17 protein-coding genes, 2 pseudogenes and 1 riboswitch are annotated in these 18,246 nt (G+C 36.8%); of the genes and pseudogenes, 4 read left to right on the top strand and 15 right to left on the bottom strand.

Features of this window, described 5'->3' with window-relative positions; translation table 11 throughout:
- Positions 1-122: 122 nt before the first annotated feature.
- Positions 123-752: a homoserine/threonine efflux transporter gene (locus QF028_RS30830; protein WP_429471401.1), complete on the top strand. Its 630-nt coding sequence runs from the start codon at positions 123-125 to the stop codon at positions 750-752.
- A gap of 157 nt (positions 753-909) precedes the next feature.
- Here QF028_RS30830 and QF028_RS30825 read toward each other — a convergent pair whose 3' ends face one another.
- Positions 910-1,335 (bottom strand): MaoC family dehydratase, encoded by a 426-nt coding sequence (locus tag QF028_RS30825; RefSeq protein ID WP_429471399.1) that lies wholly within the window; start codon positions 1,333-1,335, stop codon positions 910-912.
- Positions 1,336-1,499: 164 nt separating this feature from the next.
- Here QF028_RS30825 and QF028_RS30820 point away from each other — a divergent pair.
- Positions 1,500-1,682: pseudogene (locus tag QF028_RS30820) on the top strand (IS110 family transposase); the annotation flags it as partial.
- 177 nt (positions 1,683-1,859) lie between these two features.
- On the opposite strand, the pseudogene QF028_RS30815 reads toward QF028_RS30820, so the two are convergent.
- The 9 genes and pseudogenes from QF028_RS30815 to QF028_RS30775 all read right to left on the bottom strand — a co-directional run.
- A pseudogene (locus QF028_RS30815) lies at positions 1,860-1,979 on the bottom strand (MFS transporter); the annotation flags it as partial.
- Between the two features lie 24 nt (positions 1,980-2,003).
- Positions 2,004-2,189 carry a hypothetical protein gene (locus QF028_RS30810; protein ID WP_429471396.1) on the bottom strand — a complete coding sequence of 62 codons (186 nt, stop codon included), beginning with the start codon at positions 2,187-2,189 and terminating at the stop codon, positions 2,004-2,006.
- Positions 2,190-2,342: 153 nt separating this feature from the next.
- Positions 2,343-3,626, bottom strand: coding sequence for an SLC13 family permease (locus tag QF028_RS30805; protein ID WP_214997897.1), 1,284 nt, complete (start codon positions 3,624-3,626; stop codon positions 2,343-2,345).
- A gap of 101 nt (positions 3,627-3,727) precedes the next feature.
- Complete coding sequence (locus QF028_RS30800; protein ID WP_429471393.1) at positions 3,728-4,894, bottom strand: sialidase family protein; 1,167 nt, start codon at positions 4,892-4,894, stop codon at positions 3,728-3,730.
- A gap of 31 nt (positions 4,895-4,925) precedes the next feature.
- Positions 4,926-5,096 (bottom strand): hypothetical protein, encoded by a 171-nt coding sequence (locus QF028_RS30795; protein WP_429471391.1) that lies wholly within the window; start codon positions 5,094-5,096, stop codon positions 4,926-4,928.
- A 17-nt stretch (positions 5,097-5,113) separates the two neighbouring features.
- Positions 5,114-6,142, bottom strand: coding sequence for a 4-hydroxythreonine-4-phosphate dehydrogenase PdxA (gene pdxA, locus QF028_RS30790; protein ID WP_429471389.1), 1,029 nt, complete (start codon positions 6,140-6,142; stop codon positions 5,114-5,116).
- A gap of 13 nt (positions 6,143-6,155) precedes the next feature.
- On the bottom strand, positions 6,156-7,055 hold the full coding sequence (dapA, locus tag QF028_RS30785) for a 4-hydroxy-tetrahydrodipicolinate synthase (RefSeq protein WP_429471387.1): 900 nt from the start codon (positions 7,053-7,055) through the stop codon (positions 6,156-6,158).
- A gap of 11 nt (positions 7,056-7,066) precedes the next feature.
- Positions 7,067-8,224, bottom strand: a complete 1,158-nt coding sequence (locus tag QF028_RS30780) for an iron-containing alcohol dehydrogenase (protein WP_214997900.1) — start codon at positions 8,222-8,224, stop codon at positions 7,067-7,069.
- Positions 8,208-9,458, bottom strand: coding sequence for a four-carbon acid sugar kinase family protein (locus QF028_RS30775; protein WP_429471385.1), 1,251 nt, complete (start codon positions 9,456-9,458; stop codon positions 8,208-8,210). Before QF028_RS30775 ends, QF028_RS30780 begins: the two co-directional genes overlap by 17 nt.
- 167 nt (positions 9,459-9,625) lie before the next feature.
- On the opposite strand from QF028_RS30775, the gene QF028_RS30770 reads away from it, so the two are divergent.
- The gene (locus QF028_RS30770; RefSeq protein ID WP_429471383.1) at positions 9,626-11,413 is read left to right on the top strand and encodes a PrpR N-terminal domain-containing protein; all 1,788 of its coding nucleotides are present in this window, start codon (positions 9,626-9,628) and stop codon (positions 11,411-11,413) included.
- A 260-nt stretch (positions 11,414-11,673) separates the two neighbouring features.
- On the opposite strand, the gene rfbB is transcribed toward QF028_RS30770, so the two are convergent.
- Genes rfbB through rfbA form a run of 4 tightly spaced genes read right to left on the bottom strand, consistent with a single transcriptional unit; the run spans position 11,674 to position 15,009 of the window.
- Positions 11,674-12,702, bottom strand: coding sequence for a dTDP-glucose 4,6-dehydratase (gene rfbB, locus QF028_RS30765; RefSeq protein WP_429471381.1), 1,029 nt, complete (start codon positions 12,700-12,702; stop codon positions 11,674-11,676).
- The gene (rfbD, locus tag QF028_RS30760) at positions 12,702-13,556 is read right to left on the bottom strand and encodes a dTDP-4-dehydrorhamnose reductase (RefSeq protein WP_429471379.1); all 855 of its coding nucleotides are present in this window, start codon (positions 13,554-13,556) and stop codon (positions 12,702-12,704) included. Before rfbD ends, rfbB begins: the two co-directional genes overlap by 1 nt.
- A 3-nt stretch (positions 13,557-13,559) precedes the next feature.
- Positions 13,560-14,150, bottom strand: a complete 591-nt coding sequence (gene rfbC / locus QF028_RS30755; RefSeq protein ID WP_429471377.1) for a dTDP-4-dehydrorhamnose 3,5-epimerase — start codon at positions 14,148-14,150, stop codon at positions 13,560-13,562.
- Positions 14,131-15,009 (bottom strand): glucose-1-phosphate thymidylyltransferase RfbA, encoded by an 879-nt coding sequence (gene rfbA / locus QF028_RS30750; RefSeq protein ID WP_214997906.1) that lies wholly within the window; start codon positions 15,007-15,009, stop codon positions 14,131-14,133. The genes rfbC and rfbA overlap by 20 nt, the downstream gene beginning before the upstream one ends.
- Before the next feature lie 330 nt (positions 15,010-15,339).
- On the opposite strand from rfbA, the gene QF028_RS30745 reads away from it, so the two are divergent.
- The gene (locus tag QF028_RS30745; RefSeq protein ID WP_429471375.1) at positions 15,340-16,323 is read left to right on the top strand and encodes an LCP family protein; all 984 of its coding nucleotides are present in this window, start codon (positions 15,340-15,342) and stop codon (positions 16,321-16,323) included.
- A 702-nt stretch (positions 16,324-17,025) separates the two neighbouring features.
- A riboswitch (cyclic di-GMP riboswitch) is annotated at positions 17,026-17,111 on the bottom strand.
- 493 nt (positions 17,112-17,604) lie between these two features.
- On the opposite strand, the gene QF028_RS30740 is transcribed toward QF028_RS30745, so the two are convergent.
- On the bottom strand, positions 17,605-18,081 hold the full coding sequence (locus QF028_RS30740; protein ID WP_429471373.1) for a VanZ family protein: 477 nt from the start codon (positions 18,079-18,081) through the stop codon (positions 17,605-17,607).
- Positions 18,082-18,246: the final 165 nt, after the last annotated feature.

The following is an 18,246-nucleotide window of genomic DNA, read 5'->3' as shown; positions in this document are numbered from 1 at the left end:
AGTCGCTACCTTAGTAACTAATATTTTATCAAAATCTGTTGATTATTTCCAAAGGCTTCTGATATACTCGTAGTAAGTAGTTACCTCGGTAGTCACTATTAGCAAAGGAAGGGAGAAAAAACATGGATAGCTTACTAACATACATTTCAATTGCTGCAATGATGGTTGTTATACCAGGAGCAGATACTATGCTCCTGGTGAAAAACACGCTCAGCTATGGACCAAAAGCTGGACGTTATACGGTTCTCGGAATGGCAACGGGACTTTCTTTTTGGACGCTTATTGCTATTCTTGGATTATCTGTTGTTATTGCAAAGTCTGTAATTCTTTTCAGTACAATCAAATATTTGGGAGCTGCTTACTTAATTTATTTGGGTATAAAAAGTTTTTTTGCTAAAAGTTTGTTCTCTTTAGAGGAAATTCAAGCACAAGCGAATGGACCTACCAATTCTTCAAGTCGGCATAATAAAGAGTCCTTTATGCAAGCGTTACTTAGTAATGTTCTTAATCCAAAGACTGTTTTGGTTTATATAACTATCATGCCTCAATTTATCGATTTGAACGGAAATGTAAATCAGCAATTGATTGTGTTAGCATCAATCCTTACTTTACTTGCTGTATTGTGGTTTCTAACCCTTGTTTATGTAATTGATTACGCAAAAAAATGGTTGAATAACTCCAAATTCCAGAAAGTATTCCAAAAATCAACTGGCTTAATGTTAGTAGGTTTTGGCGTTAAAACAGGGATTTAAATTTCATTTATTAACACTCCTAATTCGACTTTTTCCGTTCAGACAACTGAACGGTTTTTTGTCCTCATTTGTTTCAAACGTGCAACTCACCCATTTTCAACAAAAGCACCCGGTAGTTAACCAACCAATCTAAACTGCCCGTTTTTTAAATGCCCCTTCATCGCTTTATCAATACAGACAAGTCACCCTCAAAAACTTTTTCATCTTTATGATTGAAGGTAGATAACAATACAGTAAGGATACCTGTTTCATCTTTAGTTGCTTTCTTATCAATAACTTTAACAGTGATTTGCAATTCGTCTTCAGGAAACACGGGCTTTATAAATTTAATATTATTCATTCGTGTTCCAGCAATAACATCATCACCATAGATACCTTCTTCAACCCAAAGCTTAAAAGAAATGGCTAGTGTATGTATACCAGAAGCAATTATTCCATTAAACCTTCCCTGATTTGCTTTTTCCTCATCCAAATGCATATATTGAGGATCAAATTCACCTGCAAACCTCATAATATCCTCTTTTGTTAATTTTAATGATCTAGTTTGGAACTCCTGTCCAATTGTAAACTCCTCTAACTTCATTCCTACACCTCTATTTTGTCATTCTTGTACTTGTTTATTTTAGCACCACTTAATCGCAAGTGAGAAAAAATCGTCAAAGTCTTATTCAGCTAATCTGCCCCTTTAGCCATCCATGAAGCGCAAAAATCAGCGTTTCACCACAGAGAAGGAAAATTGTTTTAAAAACACCAAAAGGAAAGGAGATTCAAACGTTCTCTACTAAAACTGTATTTCTATTACAGTTGGTTGACTGGATTAAACAACATAATTGTACCCATGTCGCCATGGAAAGCACGAGTGTTTATTGGAAGCCTATTGTAAATTTACTAGAAGCTGAGGATATCGAGTTTTTAGTTGTGAACGCCCAACAATGAAGGCTGTTAAGTTGGGATCTGTGGTTTCAGATGAATTGGGCGTTTCAGCACGAGATATGCTTGATGCCATTGCCGATGGTGAAGAGGACCCTTAAAAACCAGCAAATTTCGCTCGACGCAGTATGAAGAAGAAAGAAGAACTGGAACTCGCCCTAAAAGGCTATATCAATCCGATAACGATACATTGACGGAAGCTGCAACTTTATCCAAAATGCCAGAGATGACATTTTGTGACGTGCCAACTAAAAAACTAATGAGGATTAGCATGTAAATTTTCCGTGTGTTATTCATAGTGTCCAAGACACTCCTTTATCTTTAATTTGTTCTTCTTGCAAACTTAATAGTATTTTCAAAAAAGCTGGCATTCACAACCCTTCCTTTTGCCATCTGTTCCAAAATAATACTTTTTACCTGAAATGGTCTGACTTCAGCGTAAGTCACATCTTCAAGACGTGGAGAAATCTCTGGTGGGCAAAGTTTTACTTTTGGTGGAACATACATATTTTAATTCCCTCATATGATCAACGAAAAAGAAAACACACCCAGACGACAAGAATTACCTGACTGGGTGTGCTTTGCTATTATTGGTTTTTCTTTGAGACTTATGTAGTGATTTCTGCATCTCGTCCCACTACTGTTCCTTCTATCACTTTATCAGTTTACAGGGAAAATAAGAATAGCACCTACACACAGTGCAATAATACGAATCAGGTACATAGGTACTGAGAACAACCAGAACTGTGGAAGCTTATATTTACCCATGCCTAAAATCATAGCAGGCATACCATCGATTGGCATGTACCCGCCGTTCCATCCAGATACTACAACGGCAACTGCGGCAGCAACAGGATTAAGTCCCAAACTAAGGCTGGTTGCAATAGCGATTGGCGCAAAGATGAATACAGAACCCATATTTGAACCAGTAAAAGTAGCACAGGTACTAGTTAGAAGTGCGAAGATCAAGATAAGAATGAATGGATTGATATTAGTACCCAATGAATGCGCCACAACCTTTCCGATCATAGCTGTAAATCCAGAGTTAGCCAGAGCGTCAGCAACGCCGATAACACCAGCCATCATAAGGATTACAGGTGCACCCATATTATCACGAACTTCTTTGAAATCAAGTACGTTGATGATTAGTAAGAATGCTCCTGCAAGGCCAGGGATGACATAAGAAGCATTGCCCAACACGTTCATAAGCATCATACCAACAACACTGAGGGCAAATAAAGCGATGGTGCAGTATTCTTTCCATGCAGGCATAGCCACAATCTCAGCCGTAGCTGCCACCTCATCCATTACAGAAGCTGCCGAAATTGGATGATCCGGTAGAAGACGATAAGCAACCAAACTCCATACTAAGAAACCAAGAGCCAGGATGAAATTCACTACAGCAAATTTCGTCATAGAAAGCCCGTCGTGATAACCTGCCGTTTCCAGTACGCTGACAGTAACACCATAGAAGAGTGCTACATTGAAAGGAATCAAAGGGTGGTTAGTAGCAAACCCCAAAGGCATCATCAGTTTGGACGTAGGCATTTTTTTATTGTAAGGGATAGTAGATATCAAGGATAAAATCAGTACATAGTAACCAGTGGCCCCGGCACCTGGTAAACTGGCACCAAGCATAACTACCACGAGCAAAAGAGCATAGCTCTTATAACCGCCCTTATTTACTAAAGCAAGCATAGAGGCCTGAACCTTACCAATCAAGCTAGTCTTCATTAGTCCTGCCATAACAACCATAAAGCCAGCAATCATGATAACACTTGGGTTCACGAAGCCTGCGAAAGCCTCCTGAACAGTGGACAGACCGGTGACTACTAGCAGAAGGCAAGCCAGGATTGGTGGTGCACCGAAGGCCATCTTGTCCGACATGATCAATCCAATCATCAGGATCAAGATACCAAGGGCAAGAATCATGTGCAATGTCATTTCTTATTTCTCCTCTCTTAATAACCAAGTTAACTGGATATTTTTTTTACTTGGGTTTTATCCCAAAGCCTATCAAACTATAATTATGTGTAACTTAATATTTAACTTATTTCTCCAGATGTAGGATTGTAAACCCCTTCATTTTCTCGTTTTTCACCATATATATCTTCAACTGAAAAACTATTATATTTTACACATATTCTATTCTTATATGCGTATACTAAATGTAATCGTCCTTGGGCATCTTGATAAATAGTAGGATATTCAAATTGTGAATTATTCGTTTTATTCTCTGCTCCAATAAAACCTTCTGCGTGTTCAATAATTCGACCGATTGGCCAAGTATTTCCGCCATCTTCAGACACTGAAACCACTACCGGGTTTCTTAATCCAGGCCATGCTACTTTACCTTTTTCAGGATTATTAGCAGAGTTTGCATTATATGCAATAGCAATTGCATCGTTATCCAGTTTGATTGCACTTATACTTGCATTATTATTTGGTAAGGTTGTTGGCTCAGGCACTGTCCAAGAATCTCCATAATCCGTTGACTCACTTCTATAAATATAATCCGCAAATCTACTTCTCATAAATGCCACTAAATGACCATCTTCTAATTCTATAACATTGGCATGTACTCGTCCGTTACTTTCAGGCATGCGTACTTCTTTCCATGTTAGTCCTTCATCATCTGATACTTGAAATACTGTAGGATCGTTTGTAAGACCTAATTCTGAATCTTCACATACCCACGTGCTAAATATCCATCTACCATTACTTAATACTTGAATAGTTTGTCGAGCAAATGTACCAGGCTGGCTAAATAATACTTCTGGTTCAGTCCAATTTTCACCATTGTCGTATGTTTTCTGATATTTAATAATGGACGTAAACTGCATATTATCTTTATCTGGTCGTCGACCTTCCTGAGAAGTATAGATTAACCATACTGATTTATCAGGTGCGTGGAAAAATGCTGGGTTTTGCTCACTACGCCTATCATCCTGCGAGACAATTTTCGGTTCATTCCACTCTTGAGATTTATGATTAAATTTTGATAATACTATTGAAATATCGGGACTGCCTTCAAATGAACCTGCAAACCATGCACATAATAAATCTCCATCGTCTAACTTAATAATAGTTGGTGCATGTGCGGTTGGAAAAGGACCAGATGGAATTAAAGAAAAATCAATATTTGTATAATCATCATGATATAATTTACCGTTTGGAATTGACTCGCGAATTACTAATTTATTATTACTCATACTAATCACCTTAATCACCTTATCTTTCTAATTAAATTTCTACCTTAATTACCGCTTTATTGTATTTCGTCGCTTGATCTATATATTTTAACGCTTTATGTCCATCGTGAGGCAGACAAATATAGGCCATACCTTTACCGTTGGCGATTTTTGGATTTAATGATATATATTCATCTAAATTTTCTATTAAATCAAATATCACACTATTCACTTCGTTTCTTAATTAACATTATTTGCTAGCTGTACTGCGTAATCAATTGCATTTTCAAGACTAAGTTCACTCGCAGTCATCTTACCTGCTTGATCGAATGCTGTTCCATGATCAACTGAGGTTCGGATAATTGGTAATCCCAATGTAATATTAACTCCAGAAACCTCTTTCCATTTATTTTGTTCTTTATCAAATACAAACCCTAATAGTTTTAATGGGATATGTCCTTGGTCATGGTACATTACCACAACGATATCATACATTCCACCACGAGCTTTTGAGAAAACTGTATCTGCAGGTAAAGGTCCGAATACATTAATCCCTTCACTTTTAGCTGCTTCAATCGCAGGGATGATCTCATCAATTTCTTCCGTACCAAACAATCCATTTTCTCCACAATGTGGATTTAATCCCGCCACAGCAATCCTTGGATTTTCGATACCCAAGTTTAGACAAGCATGATGAGCAATGTTTATTACATCTAATACTCTCTCTTTTTTAACTAAATCGCAGGCTTCTCTTAAAGAAACATGCGTTGAAACGTGAACCACTCTTAAATCACCATCAGCTAACATCATAGAAAATTTAGAAGTATTTGTAAGCTGTCCATAAATTTCTGTATGACCAGCAAAGTGATGTCCTGCTAAGTTTAACGCTTCTTTATTTAATGGATTCGTAACGGTTGCGTCTACTTTCCCCTCAAGTGCTAATTCAATGACTTTTTCAACATAGAGATATGCTGCATTTCCGGCATCTTTAGACACTTCACCAATCTGTAATTCATTTGCATCTACAGAAGCTAAGTCAATTACATCCATTGTTCCCCATTCATACAATCCATCTTCCGGTGTAGTAATGGCATTTACTTTAATATTAACCTCTGGGAATTTCTCTAAATAGCTCTCTACAATACTTTTATCTCCAATAAGTAAGGGGTTACATTTTTCGTACAAGCTTTTCTTTTGAAAAGCTTTGATTGAAATTTCAGGCCCGATACCTGCAGGATCACCCATTGTTATTCCTATAATTTTTTTCATAATGTCCTCCTAACTACTTTATCCCTGCTTCAATATTTTCATTTAATACTGATTTTAATGCTGTAATTCCTTCATCAGACACTTGATTGAATGGTGAACGGCACTTCCCAACCGGATAGCCTAGTAGTTCAACAGCGGTTTTTACCACAGTATTTGGATTCGCAAATTTAAAACAATCTCTAAAACTTCTGATAGAATCTTGATATTTACGAGCTTCTTCAATATTATCATTTACAAATTGTTCGTATATTTGTGCCATAGTAAATGGATAAACATTAGAACATCCTGCAATTCCGCCTGTTCCCCCAGCAAGTAACGTCCATAATATTAATGAATCATTACCTGATAGCACAGAAAAATCTTCTCTATTTCTTGTTCTTTCAATATATTGAAGAATATTATCAAAGTTTCCACTACTATCTTTGACACCAACAATATTGTCAATGTGACTTAGTTTTTCAACAGTCGCAGGTTGAATCGTATTACCCGTTCTAGCTGGAATATTGTATAAAACAATTGGCATATCAACCGCTTCAGCAACTGTTTTAAAATGATGATAAATCTCTTCTTGAGTTGCTGCTGCAAAATAGGGTGTAATGATTGATAGGTAGTCTACACCAACACGCTTTGCTTCTAGAGACAAGCGAATGGTATCTTGTGTTCCAACTAATCCTGTGGATGCATAGACTGGAACCCTCCCCGCTACTGTATCAACTACTGTTTCCATGACTTGCACTTTTTCTTCTTCACTTAAAATGTATCCTTCTCCATTCGTACCAAACGTAAAAATACCATGAACACCATTCTCAATGACTCTATTCACCTGATTTACGAGTTCTTCATAGTTAACTTCTTCATTGTCATACATTGGTGTAACAAGTGGTGTGATAATTCCTTGTAATTTGTTTTGCACACGAATCACTCCTACATAATTTCTAAATAAATTTTACGAGCATCTTCTGGTGTTACTTCTCTCCTATTATTCACAAGTAATCGTTGAACTTCCATTCCGGCCTCGACTAATCCTTCTAGATCTTCCTCCGGCACATTGAAAGCTTTTAAGCTAGTTGGAATTTCAAGTGTTTTCACAATGTTTTCTATTAAATCAATGATATATTTTGACTTTTCATTTACATTTAATTCTTCATTTTTTTCTTTTACCACTCGGTCATAGGCTTTAGCTAAGAGGTCTTTAATAACTGGCTCATTAAACTTCATAACTGGTGTTAGTAGAATTGCGTTAGAAACACCATGAGCAATGTGATATTTTCCACCTAAAGGATATGACAATGCATGAACAGCGGTAGTCCCTGAGGATGTAATCGCTACCCCACCATAGAAAGAACCTAATAACATATTACGCTTCGCTTCAAGTGCATCTGGATTTGTGCAAGCTTCAATAATGTTATTCATAATTAAATCTAATGCCTCTAGTGCAAAGGTATCACTGATTGGGTTAGCTTTTTTTGAAGTAAAACATTCGATAGCATGTGCTAGAGCATCAATACCTGTTGCTGCAGCAATAGGTTTAGGTAAATTTTTTATCATGTTGCTATCTAAAATAACATGGTCAGCAATTAATTCACCATTTACAATACCAACTTTTAAATTTTTTTCAGGTACTCCTACAATACTATTGGGAGTTGCTTCAGATCCTGTACCAGCTGTGGTGGGAATCATTAATGTTGTCACTTGTTTTTTAGCTACTAACGGATCCTCTAGTAAATCTTTTACAGTATAATCATCAGTAGATAACACGGATGCTAATTTAGCGATATCCATAACACTTCCACCACCAACTCCAATGATAAAATCAGAGTTCAATGCTTTAAAATGATCAACAACCTCTTGAGCTTCTATGTAAGATGGCTCTGTTGGTATATCCGATAAGATTTCGTACTCGATATTATTCTTTTCTATAATACTGATGACTTCGTCTAGCAAGCCAACTTTAAGTATGCCTTTATCTGTAAATATCGTAATTTTTGTCACACCGTTTTTGATAATTGTATGGAGGTTTTGCATGGCATCTGAACCTGCAAATACATTTGTTGGCATTTTTAAATTATATTGATTTAACATAATGTGCATCCCCTTTGTCCTTAATCAATGTATTTAATTTAATAAATAAATCTTCATCACCAAATCCGCCAGATTTAGTAATGACATAATGTTTTTCATCCTTAAAATCAATACTTCCAAGAACAATTCCGGGGAATAATTCTTTCAGAGGTTTAATTTCAGTAATCTCCAATACTCTCATTGATTGATATAATGTATCTCCACCTGTAAATAATAACGTTCTTTTAATACCATTTGACATAAGATTCTTTACTAAGTATCCGAGTGACTGTCCTATTCTAAATCTTATTTCATTTCCTTGATCAGGCAGTTGATATACTTGATCGGTCGATACATTCCCAAATGTTTCAAACATGAAAGGTTGTTCAATTTTTAAATATTGATGGATATTTTCTTGCCCTTTTACTGTATCCCAATATTGTTTATCCCAAAGTTGCTCCATCGTTAAAGATATTCTTTCATATCCATTCACTTCCGCAAATGTAATTTGCTTTTTTGTTACTGGATTCACACTTCCACTTACAATCAATAAAGGAAGTTTAATATCGTTTTGAGTGGTATCCCTTTTTTTATAGATTATATTTGCTAATGCTTTAGCAAACCCCGCACACCCCACCGTTATATTTAATGCATCATTCATTAATAGCTCATTCCCTTGAGATAACATCTCCTCATCAGAGTGACTTTCTATTAACAAAATTCTTTCTTCTTTTGGAGGAATTTCATATTTTTTTGTAATATAAGTTTTTAAATCTGCTTCTTTAAGTAGAAGAGATGGGATATGGCTTTCAGTTACTGGTTCGTACGGATCTTGTCCAAAAACACTTTCACTTACTGGTATTGAATCTATAAGTAATATTCCTTCACAACTAAAGCGATTTTGTTCTGGATACGCCGGAATAAAGGGAATTGATACATCCTCGAAAACATCACTCAAAGCTCTTAACTCAGAAGCAACATTTCCTCTTAATGCTGAATCAACTTTTTTAAATATATATGGAATATTTTCTTCTTTAGCTTTTAAGACGATCTTCTTGATCACTTCATATGCGTCACATTTATTCAAATATCTTGTTTCAGTATTGAAGACAAGTACTTCTAATTGATCTGTAGTTTCACCAAATTCGAACTCTAAATCAGAGGTCACTACAGTTTTCACACCGTAATTAGAGAACTGGACTCCAGTATCAAGTGCTCCAGTAAAATCGTCAGCCATTATAAGTACCCTTATCATTTGTTCACCACCCACTTTATAATTGAATTATAGGTTTATACTCTACCTAAAAAAATATGATAATTATAATTATTGTTACATTTTGAAACTTTTCTATTGAAAACGTTACCACAATTCAAAAATTCGTGTTAAACTGTTTAAATATGAAACATATAAGGGGAATATAAATGGAAAATATAACAAAAATCCTGGGTATAGCACCTTACGAAGAGCTAAGAAAATCAATGGAAAATGTAGGATCTACTTTCTCTAATACTTTGCTAAATACGTATACTGGTGATTTACAAGAAGGAAAAAAGCTAGCCCTGGAGGTGATTCATAACGATTACGATATTGTCATATCAAGAGGAGGTACAGCTGACTTAATTAGGAAGAATATATCTATACCAGTTATAGATGTTTCAATATCTGTTTATGACATTTTAGGAGCGATCAAACTAGCAAATAACTACACTTCTAAATTTGCTATTGTAGGTTATTCAAGTATTACTGAAACGGCACATCTAATTTGTGACATATTAGATTATTCTGTGGAAATATATACGATAGATGATTCAAGTGATAAATTAGGTCTACTAAAATCACTGGGAAGAAAAGGGATTAAATTAGTTCTTTGTGATGCAATAACGAATAAACTAGCACTAGAAATTTCTTTAAATACGATCCTTATTACATCAGGAAGTGAAAGTATTAGACGTACATTCGAACAAGCAATAGAGTTAAATATGCATCTTCAAAAATTAAAATTACAAAATAACTTACTCACAGAAGCTATTGAAAATTTTAAAACTGACTGTTTAATTTTATCCAGTCAGTTTGAATTGATTTATTCAAGTTTAGATACAGAAATTAATGACTCAGTCTATAATTATTTACTTCATAAAAAAGATACTACTCCATTTAATGAATCACATACTTTTTATCATTCAGTAAACAACACTCTTTATAACTTAAAAGTAAATATTTCAAATAAGACAAATGATATTTTTTATATTGTAACCGTCCAAAAATCCGTAACACCTATCATGAATTCTAAATTCGGTGTTACCTATGAAGATAAGTCAGAAGTGGAACAAAAATTAAATAATAACTTATATAAAAATCCTATTATCACAGATGATATTAACGATAAAATTAAACAAATTAATTTAAGTAATGCGCCCATTATATTACTAGGAGAAAGTGGTACAGGAAAAGATATCGTCTCTCAAAGTGTCTTCACCAGTCAAAATAATAACAATAATACAATGGTAACAATTAATTCTAACTTACTAAATGATACAATGTGGAAACACCTTTTAAACACAAGTAACGGCCCCTTCCTTGAGGTTGGTAATACAATCCAGTTTAATCACTTTGATAAAATTTCAAATGAAAACTTCGAAAGGTTAATCACTATTATTGAATCTACTAACTTACACGTAAGTAATCGACTGATATTTATTTGCGAAAAAACATCTGAAGGTATTACATCAGAATTCTATAAAGAATTAATGAATCGAATGAATTCTATAAGTTTTCTTCTACCTACCTTAAGAGAAAGAAAAAATGAAATATCGGCTATATTAACTATGTTTTTAAATAAGGTAAATATTGAAAACAATACTGATATTATCGGGTACGAGCCCAATGCTCTGGCTACTCTTTCACAATATAATTGGCCAGGTAATTTCAAACAATTAAAACAAGTTCTAACTGAATTAGTATACTTATCTAAATCGCTATATATAACTAGTAATAATGTCAATAGTATTTTGGGCAAACAAAAAATTGTTGAAAATATTTCTTATTCAGAAGCTGGAATGAATATTTCTTTTAACAGTAGCAAAACATTAAATGAATTTAATTTGGATTTGATCAAGCTAGTACTTGATCAACATAATGGCAACCAAACTTTAACAGCTGAGCAGCTTGGTATCAGTCGAACAACGTTATGGAGATATTTAAATAAATAAAAAAGGCTCTTTGTCAAATTCATCGTGTCAAGAATCTTGGTATTGAAAGCCTGAACGATACAATGACCAATCCATGGTGTATTTCTTTTTCAAATGGATGAGCCTTGCTACATAATCAAATCCTAGTTTAAATATACTAATTTCTTGTATTTAATGGGTAAAATTAGTTAGTTTAGCAGGAAAGCTTTACTAGCAAAACCGCGATGCCATAAAAATAAAAAGCCCCGGATCCACGATAGTGAATACAGGGCTATGACAATCTATGATTGATCTAAAGAATACTGCTTCTTGAAGTAATTCTTGTATTCCCCACTAATAATTTGCTCCCACCACCACTTGTTATCCAAATACCATTCAATCGTTTGCGAGACTCCCGTTTCGAATGTGTAAATTGGTTTCCACCCTAGCTTCTCTAACTTCGTAGGGTCAATGGCGTAGCGCTTATCATGACCTAAACGGTCAGGGACAAACTCAATGAACTCTTCCGATTTTCCTAACGTGGTAATAATCGTTTTTACCACTTCTAAATTTGTCCGCTCGTTGTGCCCGCCTATGTTATAGACTTCACCGGTAACACCCTTATGCAAAACAAGGTCTAGTGCTGCACAATGATCATGGACATGCAGCCAATCACGGATATTCTTTCCGTCACCATAAATTGGTACCTTCTGATTATTTACTACGCGAGAAATCGTTAACGGGATCAATTTCTCTGGAAAATGGAAGGGACCATAGTTATTGGAACAACGTGTAATATTGACTGGCAGTCCAAATGTTTCGTGGTAGGCACGAACCAAGAAATCAGAGGAGGCTTTACTTGCACTGTATGGACTATTGGGTTGTAACGGCGTCTCTTCTGTAAACAATGTCGATGAATCCAGCTCTAACTCACCGTATACCTCATCCGTTGATACATGAACAAACTTGGTGACTTCTATTTGTTTGGCGGCATCAAGTAACATTTGCGTCCCTAGCACATTCGTCCGAACAAATATTTCTGGTTCCGTAATTGAGCGATCGACATGGCTTTCTGCGGCAAAATGGACCACATAATCAAACTTTTCTTTTTCAAAAAGCGGTAGAATGGTTTCGCGATCAGCAATATCGGCTTTCATAAAATGATAGTTTTCCTTCATTTCGATCTCACAGTGCTTGGTTAGATCGCCCGCATAGGTTAATCCATCTAAATTATAAATTTCATACTGAGGGTATTTGTTAATCATATATTGAACAAAGTTTCCACCGATGAATCCGGCTCCACCAGTTACAAGAAGCTTTTTCCCTTGCATTACTTCACCTCTTGCTTTAACGCTTTTAAGTACTGCTTTAAGGATTCCTGCCAAGACGGCAATGGAATAAATCCATTGTCCAGTAGCTTTTGCTTCGACAATCGCGAGTTCTTGGGACGGGCGGCCCTTGTCGGATATTCCTCTGTTTTAATCGAATGGACTTTTACTATTTTGCCCGCTTTGTGAAAAATTTCTTCGGCAAATTCAGCCCAGCTACAGAATCCCTCATTCGTGGCATGATAGATTCCATATCGATCCGTTTGAATCATATCAATTAATAAACGCGACAAATCCAAGCTATTCGTAGGCGAACCCACTTGATCTCCCACCACATGTAGTTCATTTTTAGTTTCAGACAATCGCAGCATCGTTTTTACAAAATTATTCCCGTTTAATCCAAAAACCCATGATACCCGGACGATGAACCAATCGGATAAGGTCGTTTGGACAATTTTCTCCGCTTCATATTTGGTCTGCCCGTAATAACCGACGGGGTTGGGCGCGCTCGTTTCGTCAAAAGGTGCATCACCCCATCCATCAAAAACATAATCTGTACTGATAAACATAAATTTAGCCCTTAGTTTCTTGGCGGCGCAGGCTAAATACTTGGTCCCATCAACATTCACCTTCCAGCAATTTTCTTGATCATCCTCTGCTTGATCAACCGCCGTATAGGCAGCACAATGGATTATCGCATCCGGGTTGATTTCTTTTACAACCTTGTAAACAGAACGCTCATCTGTTATGTCCAGATCTTTTGACCCCACGCCAACCATTTCAATACTGCGCCTCGCCCCTTCACGAACCACATCAAAACCGAGCTGTCCTGTAAAACCCGTCACTAGAATTTTCATCGTTTATTCTCCAAAGTTAAAATTATTTTCTGCATCTGCCAGGCATGGAGCCATTTCATCCTTTGTAGATAGTATCGGAGTCACAACTGGCCATTCAATTCCAATGGTTGGATCGTTCCAGATGATGCCCCGGTCACATTCAGGTGCATACAAGTGGTCTACTTTATATTGAACTTCCACATCATCGGTCAACGTCAAAAATCCATGTGCAAACCCCTTAGGAATCAATAATTGACGTTTATTTTCCGCACTTAACTCGATTCCAAACCACTTCCCATACGTGTGGCTGCCTTTACGAAGATCGACGGCCACATCAAATATCGCCCCTTTGGTACAACGAACGAGCTTGGTTTGCGCTTTTGGATGTAATTGATAATGCAATCCCCGTAATGTCCCTTTGGCTGCCGAGAATGATTGGTTATCTTGAACGAATTTCACAACGATTCCTGCTTCCTGCAGCCTTCCCTCACTATAGGTCTCCATAAACCAACCGCGATGATCGCCAAAAAGTTTTGGCTCGATAATCATTACCCCTGGCAGGGAAGTCTCAATCACATTCAACCTATCACCTCTTTTAATACTTGATGCTGCCATTGGCTACTTTTAATAAATATTGGCCATAACCTGTCTTGGAGAATCTCTCACCTGATTCAATTAATCTATCAATATCAATCCAGCCATTGATATAGGCGATTTCTTCGGGTGCAGCGATTTTAATTCCTTGATGATCCTCAATTGTTTTTACAAAATTAGTGGCTTCCACTAAACTTTGATGTGTTCCCGTATCCATCCACGTAAAACCCCGCCCAAGCAGCTCAACCTCGAGTTCTCCCATCCGTAAATATCGATCATTTACAGTAGTAATCTCTAACTCACCTCGTGCCGAAGGTCTGACACTTTTGGCAATATCCACAATTCGATTGTCGTAAAAGTACAATCCTGTGATCGCATAATTTGATTTTGGTACCTGCGGTTTTTCTTCGACGCTTAATACTTTTCCATTTTCATTAAATTCCACTACACCAAAACGCTCTGGATGTTGCACATGGTAACCAAAAATGGTTGCCCCACTCTCCTTTTGAGCCGCACGTTGGAGAATTTTTCGCATCCCACTGCCGTAGAAAATATTGTCTCCTAAAATCATCGCGACAGAATCATCACCAATAAACTCTTCCCCAATTAAAAAAGCCTGGGCTAATCCATCTGGGCTCGCCTGGATTTTATATTCTAGATGTATTCCAAACTGTGATCCATCACCGAGCAGCGCCTCGAAACGCGGGGTATCCTCTGGAGTTGAAATAATTAGAATATCACGAATCCCTGCAAGCATTAAGGTGGAAAGCGGATAATAGACCATCGGCTTATCATAAATGGGTAATAATTGTTTACTGGTGACCATCGTTAACGGATATAAGCGTGTCCCGCTTCCACCTGCTAGAATAATAGCTTTCATCGTAACCTCCATTCCGGGTCGTTAGGGAAGGAATTTTGGTTTGGGCTGCCTATCGGGTTTCATTCCTTTATGTATATATGCTTATTTTGTAGTTCACGAAATATTCCACTGCTGGTGCGAACAGGCATGTTCGTTGGTTTAAAAAACGCTTGAAAAGGCCCGATTTCTAGGGTGGTTTTGGTGATTGTTTTCGGGATAGCTGTGAATCTAATAATAATTGACTGGATTGACACAAGAATGCCAATGTTTTCCCATAAATTATGATTGAATAGATGATTCAAAAACTGTAAAATTAATAGAATTGATTTTGCTAATCCATCGGAGGAAATTATGAAAAAGAAGAATAAACGCAAATGGCAGATTGCCGGCTTTAGCATATTGGGGATTATTTTACTCCTTGTTGCGGGCCTTGGATATGAATACTATAAGATACAGCCGAATAATCATTTTACCACGGTGCCTGTAGTTAGTTCAGGAAAAACGGACGATTCCACATCAACAAGTGAATCTGTCGAGGTAAAAGAACCCGTTTTTAACCTGTTATTGATCGGGTCCGATGAACGAAAAGGACAAAATGTGGGTCACTCGGATTCGATGATGTTGGTCCATGTCGATTTAACAAAACATCAATATGATGCGATTAGCATTCCACGTGATACCCGAGTTCATTTAGATGGGTACGGCTATACCAAACTAACAAGTGTTCAATATATTATGCAGGCCACAAAAGGCGCCCAAAAAGGAGTAGAAGCAGCAGTCAATGCAGTCGCTGAATTAACAGGAACTCCGATCAATTACTATGTCGAAACCAATTATGGCGGCTTTCAAGCAATGGTTGATGCCGTCGATGGCATTGAGATGAGCGTACCATTTGATGTGAAATTAACGCATCCTTGGTATGGTGAAAACAAGGATAAAGTGATAAGTGCTGGAACCCATTCCTTTGACGGAAAAATGGTAGCTGAGGTTGTACACGAGCGCTATTCCCTCGCAAGTGGCGAATATGGTCGTCAAAAGTTACAAGAAGAAGCACTAAAAGGAATTGCGAAGAAGGCCTTAAGTCCAAATAATATCACCAACTTGCCTTCATTAGTGAAATCCATTCCTGACTTTGTGATTGCGACCAATATGTCTACACAAGATATGTTAAGCCTTGGACTAGCAGCGAAAGATTTCGACCCCAACACCCAGCTGGAATACCACCAAATCCCCGGTGAAGGAAAAAGAATGTACGATGATATCTTAAAAGCAAATAACTACCAGCTAGTGATTAATCAGGACAAAATCAAAGATCTAGTAGCTCAGAACTTTTAAATAGAATGGATTGGTAACTCTATTAAGCCGAATGATGATAAAGCATCATTCGGCTTTTTTTCGCTTTGGAGTGGAGAGGTAACCCTTTTAAAAATAGGCTTTGGCAAAGAAGTCAGTCACGTAGAGGGGTTCTACGTTACCCAATACGTTGGAATTTCTTGAGTTCAGTCACGTAGAGGGGTTCTACGTTACCCAATACGTTGGAATTTATTAAGTACAGTCACGTAGAGGGGTTCTACGTTACCCAAAACGTTGGAATTTCTTGAGTTCAGTCACGTAGAGAGGTTCTACGTGACCTAATACGTTGGAATTTCTTGAGTTCAGTCACATAGAGGGGTTCTACGTTACCCAACACGTTGGAATTTCTTGAGTTCAGTCACGTAGAGGGGCTCTACGTTACCCAATACGTCCAAAAATTCCGAGTACAGTCACGTAGAGCTACAAGGCGACGAAAATGTGATTGAATCTCTGATCGCCTGACCTAAAAATAAAAAAACAACCCCTAAAAGACGGGATTGTTTTAGAAAACGCTTTCATTTTATTGATGTGTTTCGATTAACTGGTCTCCTCTTTTCGCTGCAACCATTAGACTCATAATCAAAAGCATAGAGAACGATCCAACAAATAGGCCTGCAATAAATATAAACATAGTATTACCTCCTAGAGTGTGTTTTATAATTCGTAGTAAGGTGATCGATCATATTCGGTAACTGGCTAGCATAGTTTTGACAACCTTAGCCCCTCTAGTTTTGCGACACCATCTTTCAATGGGAGTGCCCTTTCGTACGAACTATGTGTTTATTTTCATATTATACCATCGATTACTATGGATTAAATAGCCCTATTAACCTATTTAATATGAAAATAAAGTGACGCAACGACAATCTTACATCCATTCGCACTTCACCACATTTATTGTCGAAATATTTTTTCAACTTTCGCGCATTTCTACGTTTTTCCCTAACAGTGGTTGGGTATCATAAAGGAAACAATCTGAAAACTTAACACCCCTTAGTTGGGGAAGGCCTATTCGAAATCCCAACTATTGAAAGCGTTATCAGTAAAACTCAAAAACCATAAATGTTTATCTATGTCGATCATAGGAGTGGATTTCATGGACAAGCAGGGGAATCTATTAATTGGATTAATTTGGGGTACATCACTAAGTGTTCCGTTATGGATTGCGTTTTTCGGTTGGATCAAAGTAATCACTCATTTTATTTTCTAATAGGCTGAACCGGCAACAGTATCATCTAAAAAAAAAGCGTAAAAATCCTTATCTCATAGGGGTTTTACGCTTTTTTTTGATAAAAATCGATTCACTATCCCATAAATCACAATTCCCACTATCGCTCCCGCACTATCAATGAAAACATCTTTTACCTGAGCCCCTCTGCCCGCTACAAATAACTGGTGGAATTCATCAGAGACTGCAAAAAGGACACAGATCCCAATAACCAACAAAAGGCGTTTAATTCCTTTGATCCGATTAACTCCTAACGCAATCTGCACCCATATAGCAAGGACCAGGTAAATAAAGAAATGTGCATTTTTTCTTACGATATGATTCAAACTGTCCAAGTTTAATTCCGTTTCAGGAGTAACCTTCTCCACGGTTTCTACCACTTTCTCCGTTACCCCTATACTAAGCTTGTCAGAATTCTGAGCTGCCTGAGCTGAAAGATTAAATATAAGTAACATCCAAATGACTACAATAAGCCATGGTAAAAGATACATGAGTTTTCGATACTTTAACATGACTCTCGCTCCATCTCCATTTGCAACTCTGACTATCCAAAATATATAACCTCCATTCTACCATTTTTTCAGAGAATATAAAATTATAGTAAAATTTCCCTAAGCGACACTTATTTCCGTGATTTTTTAAAATAATAATTAATAAATCCAATAACAAATAATAAT

The organism is Neobacillus sp. B4I6 (assembly GCF_050434045.1).
Taxonomy (GTDB): Bacteria; Bacillota; Bacilli; order Bacillales; family Cytobacillaceae; genus Neobacillus.
Note: the sequence above shows the minus strand (reverse complement) of the source record. Positions and strands in the feature narration are given on the sequence as shown.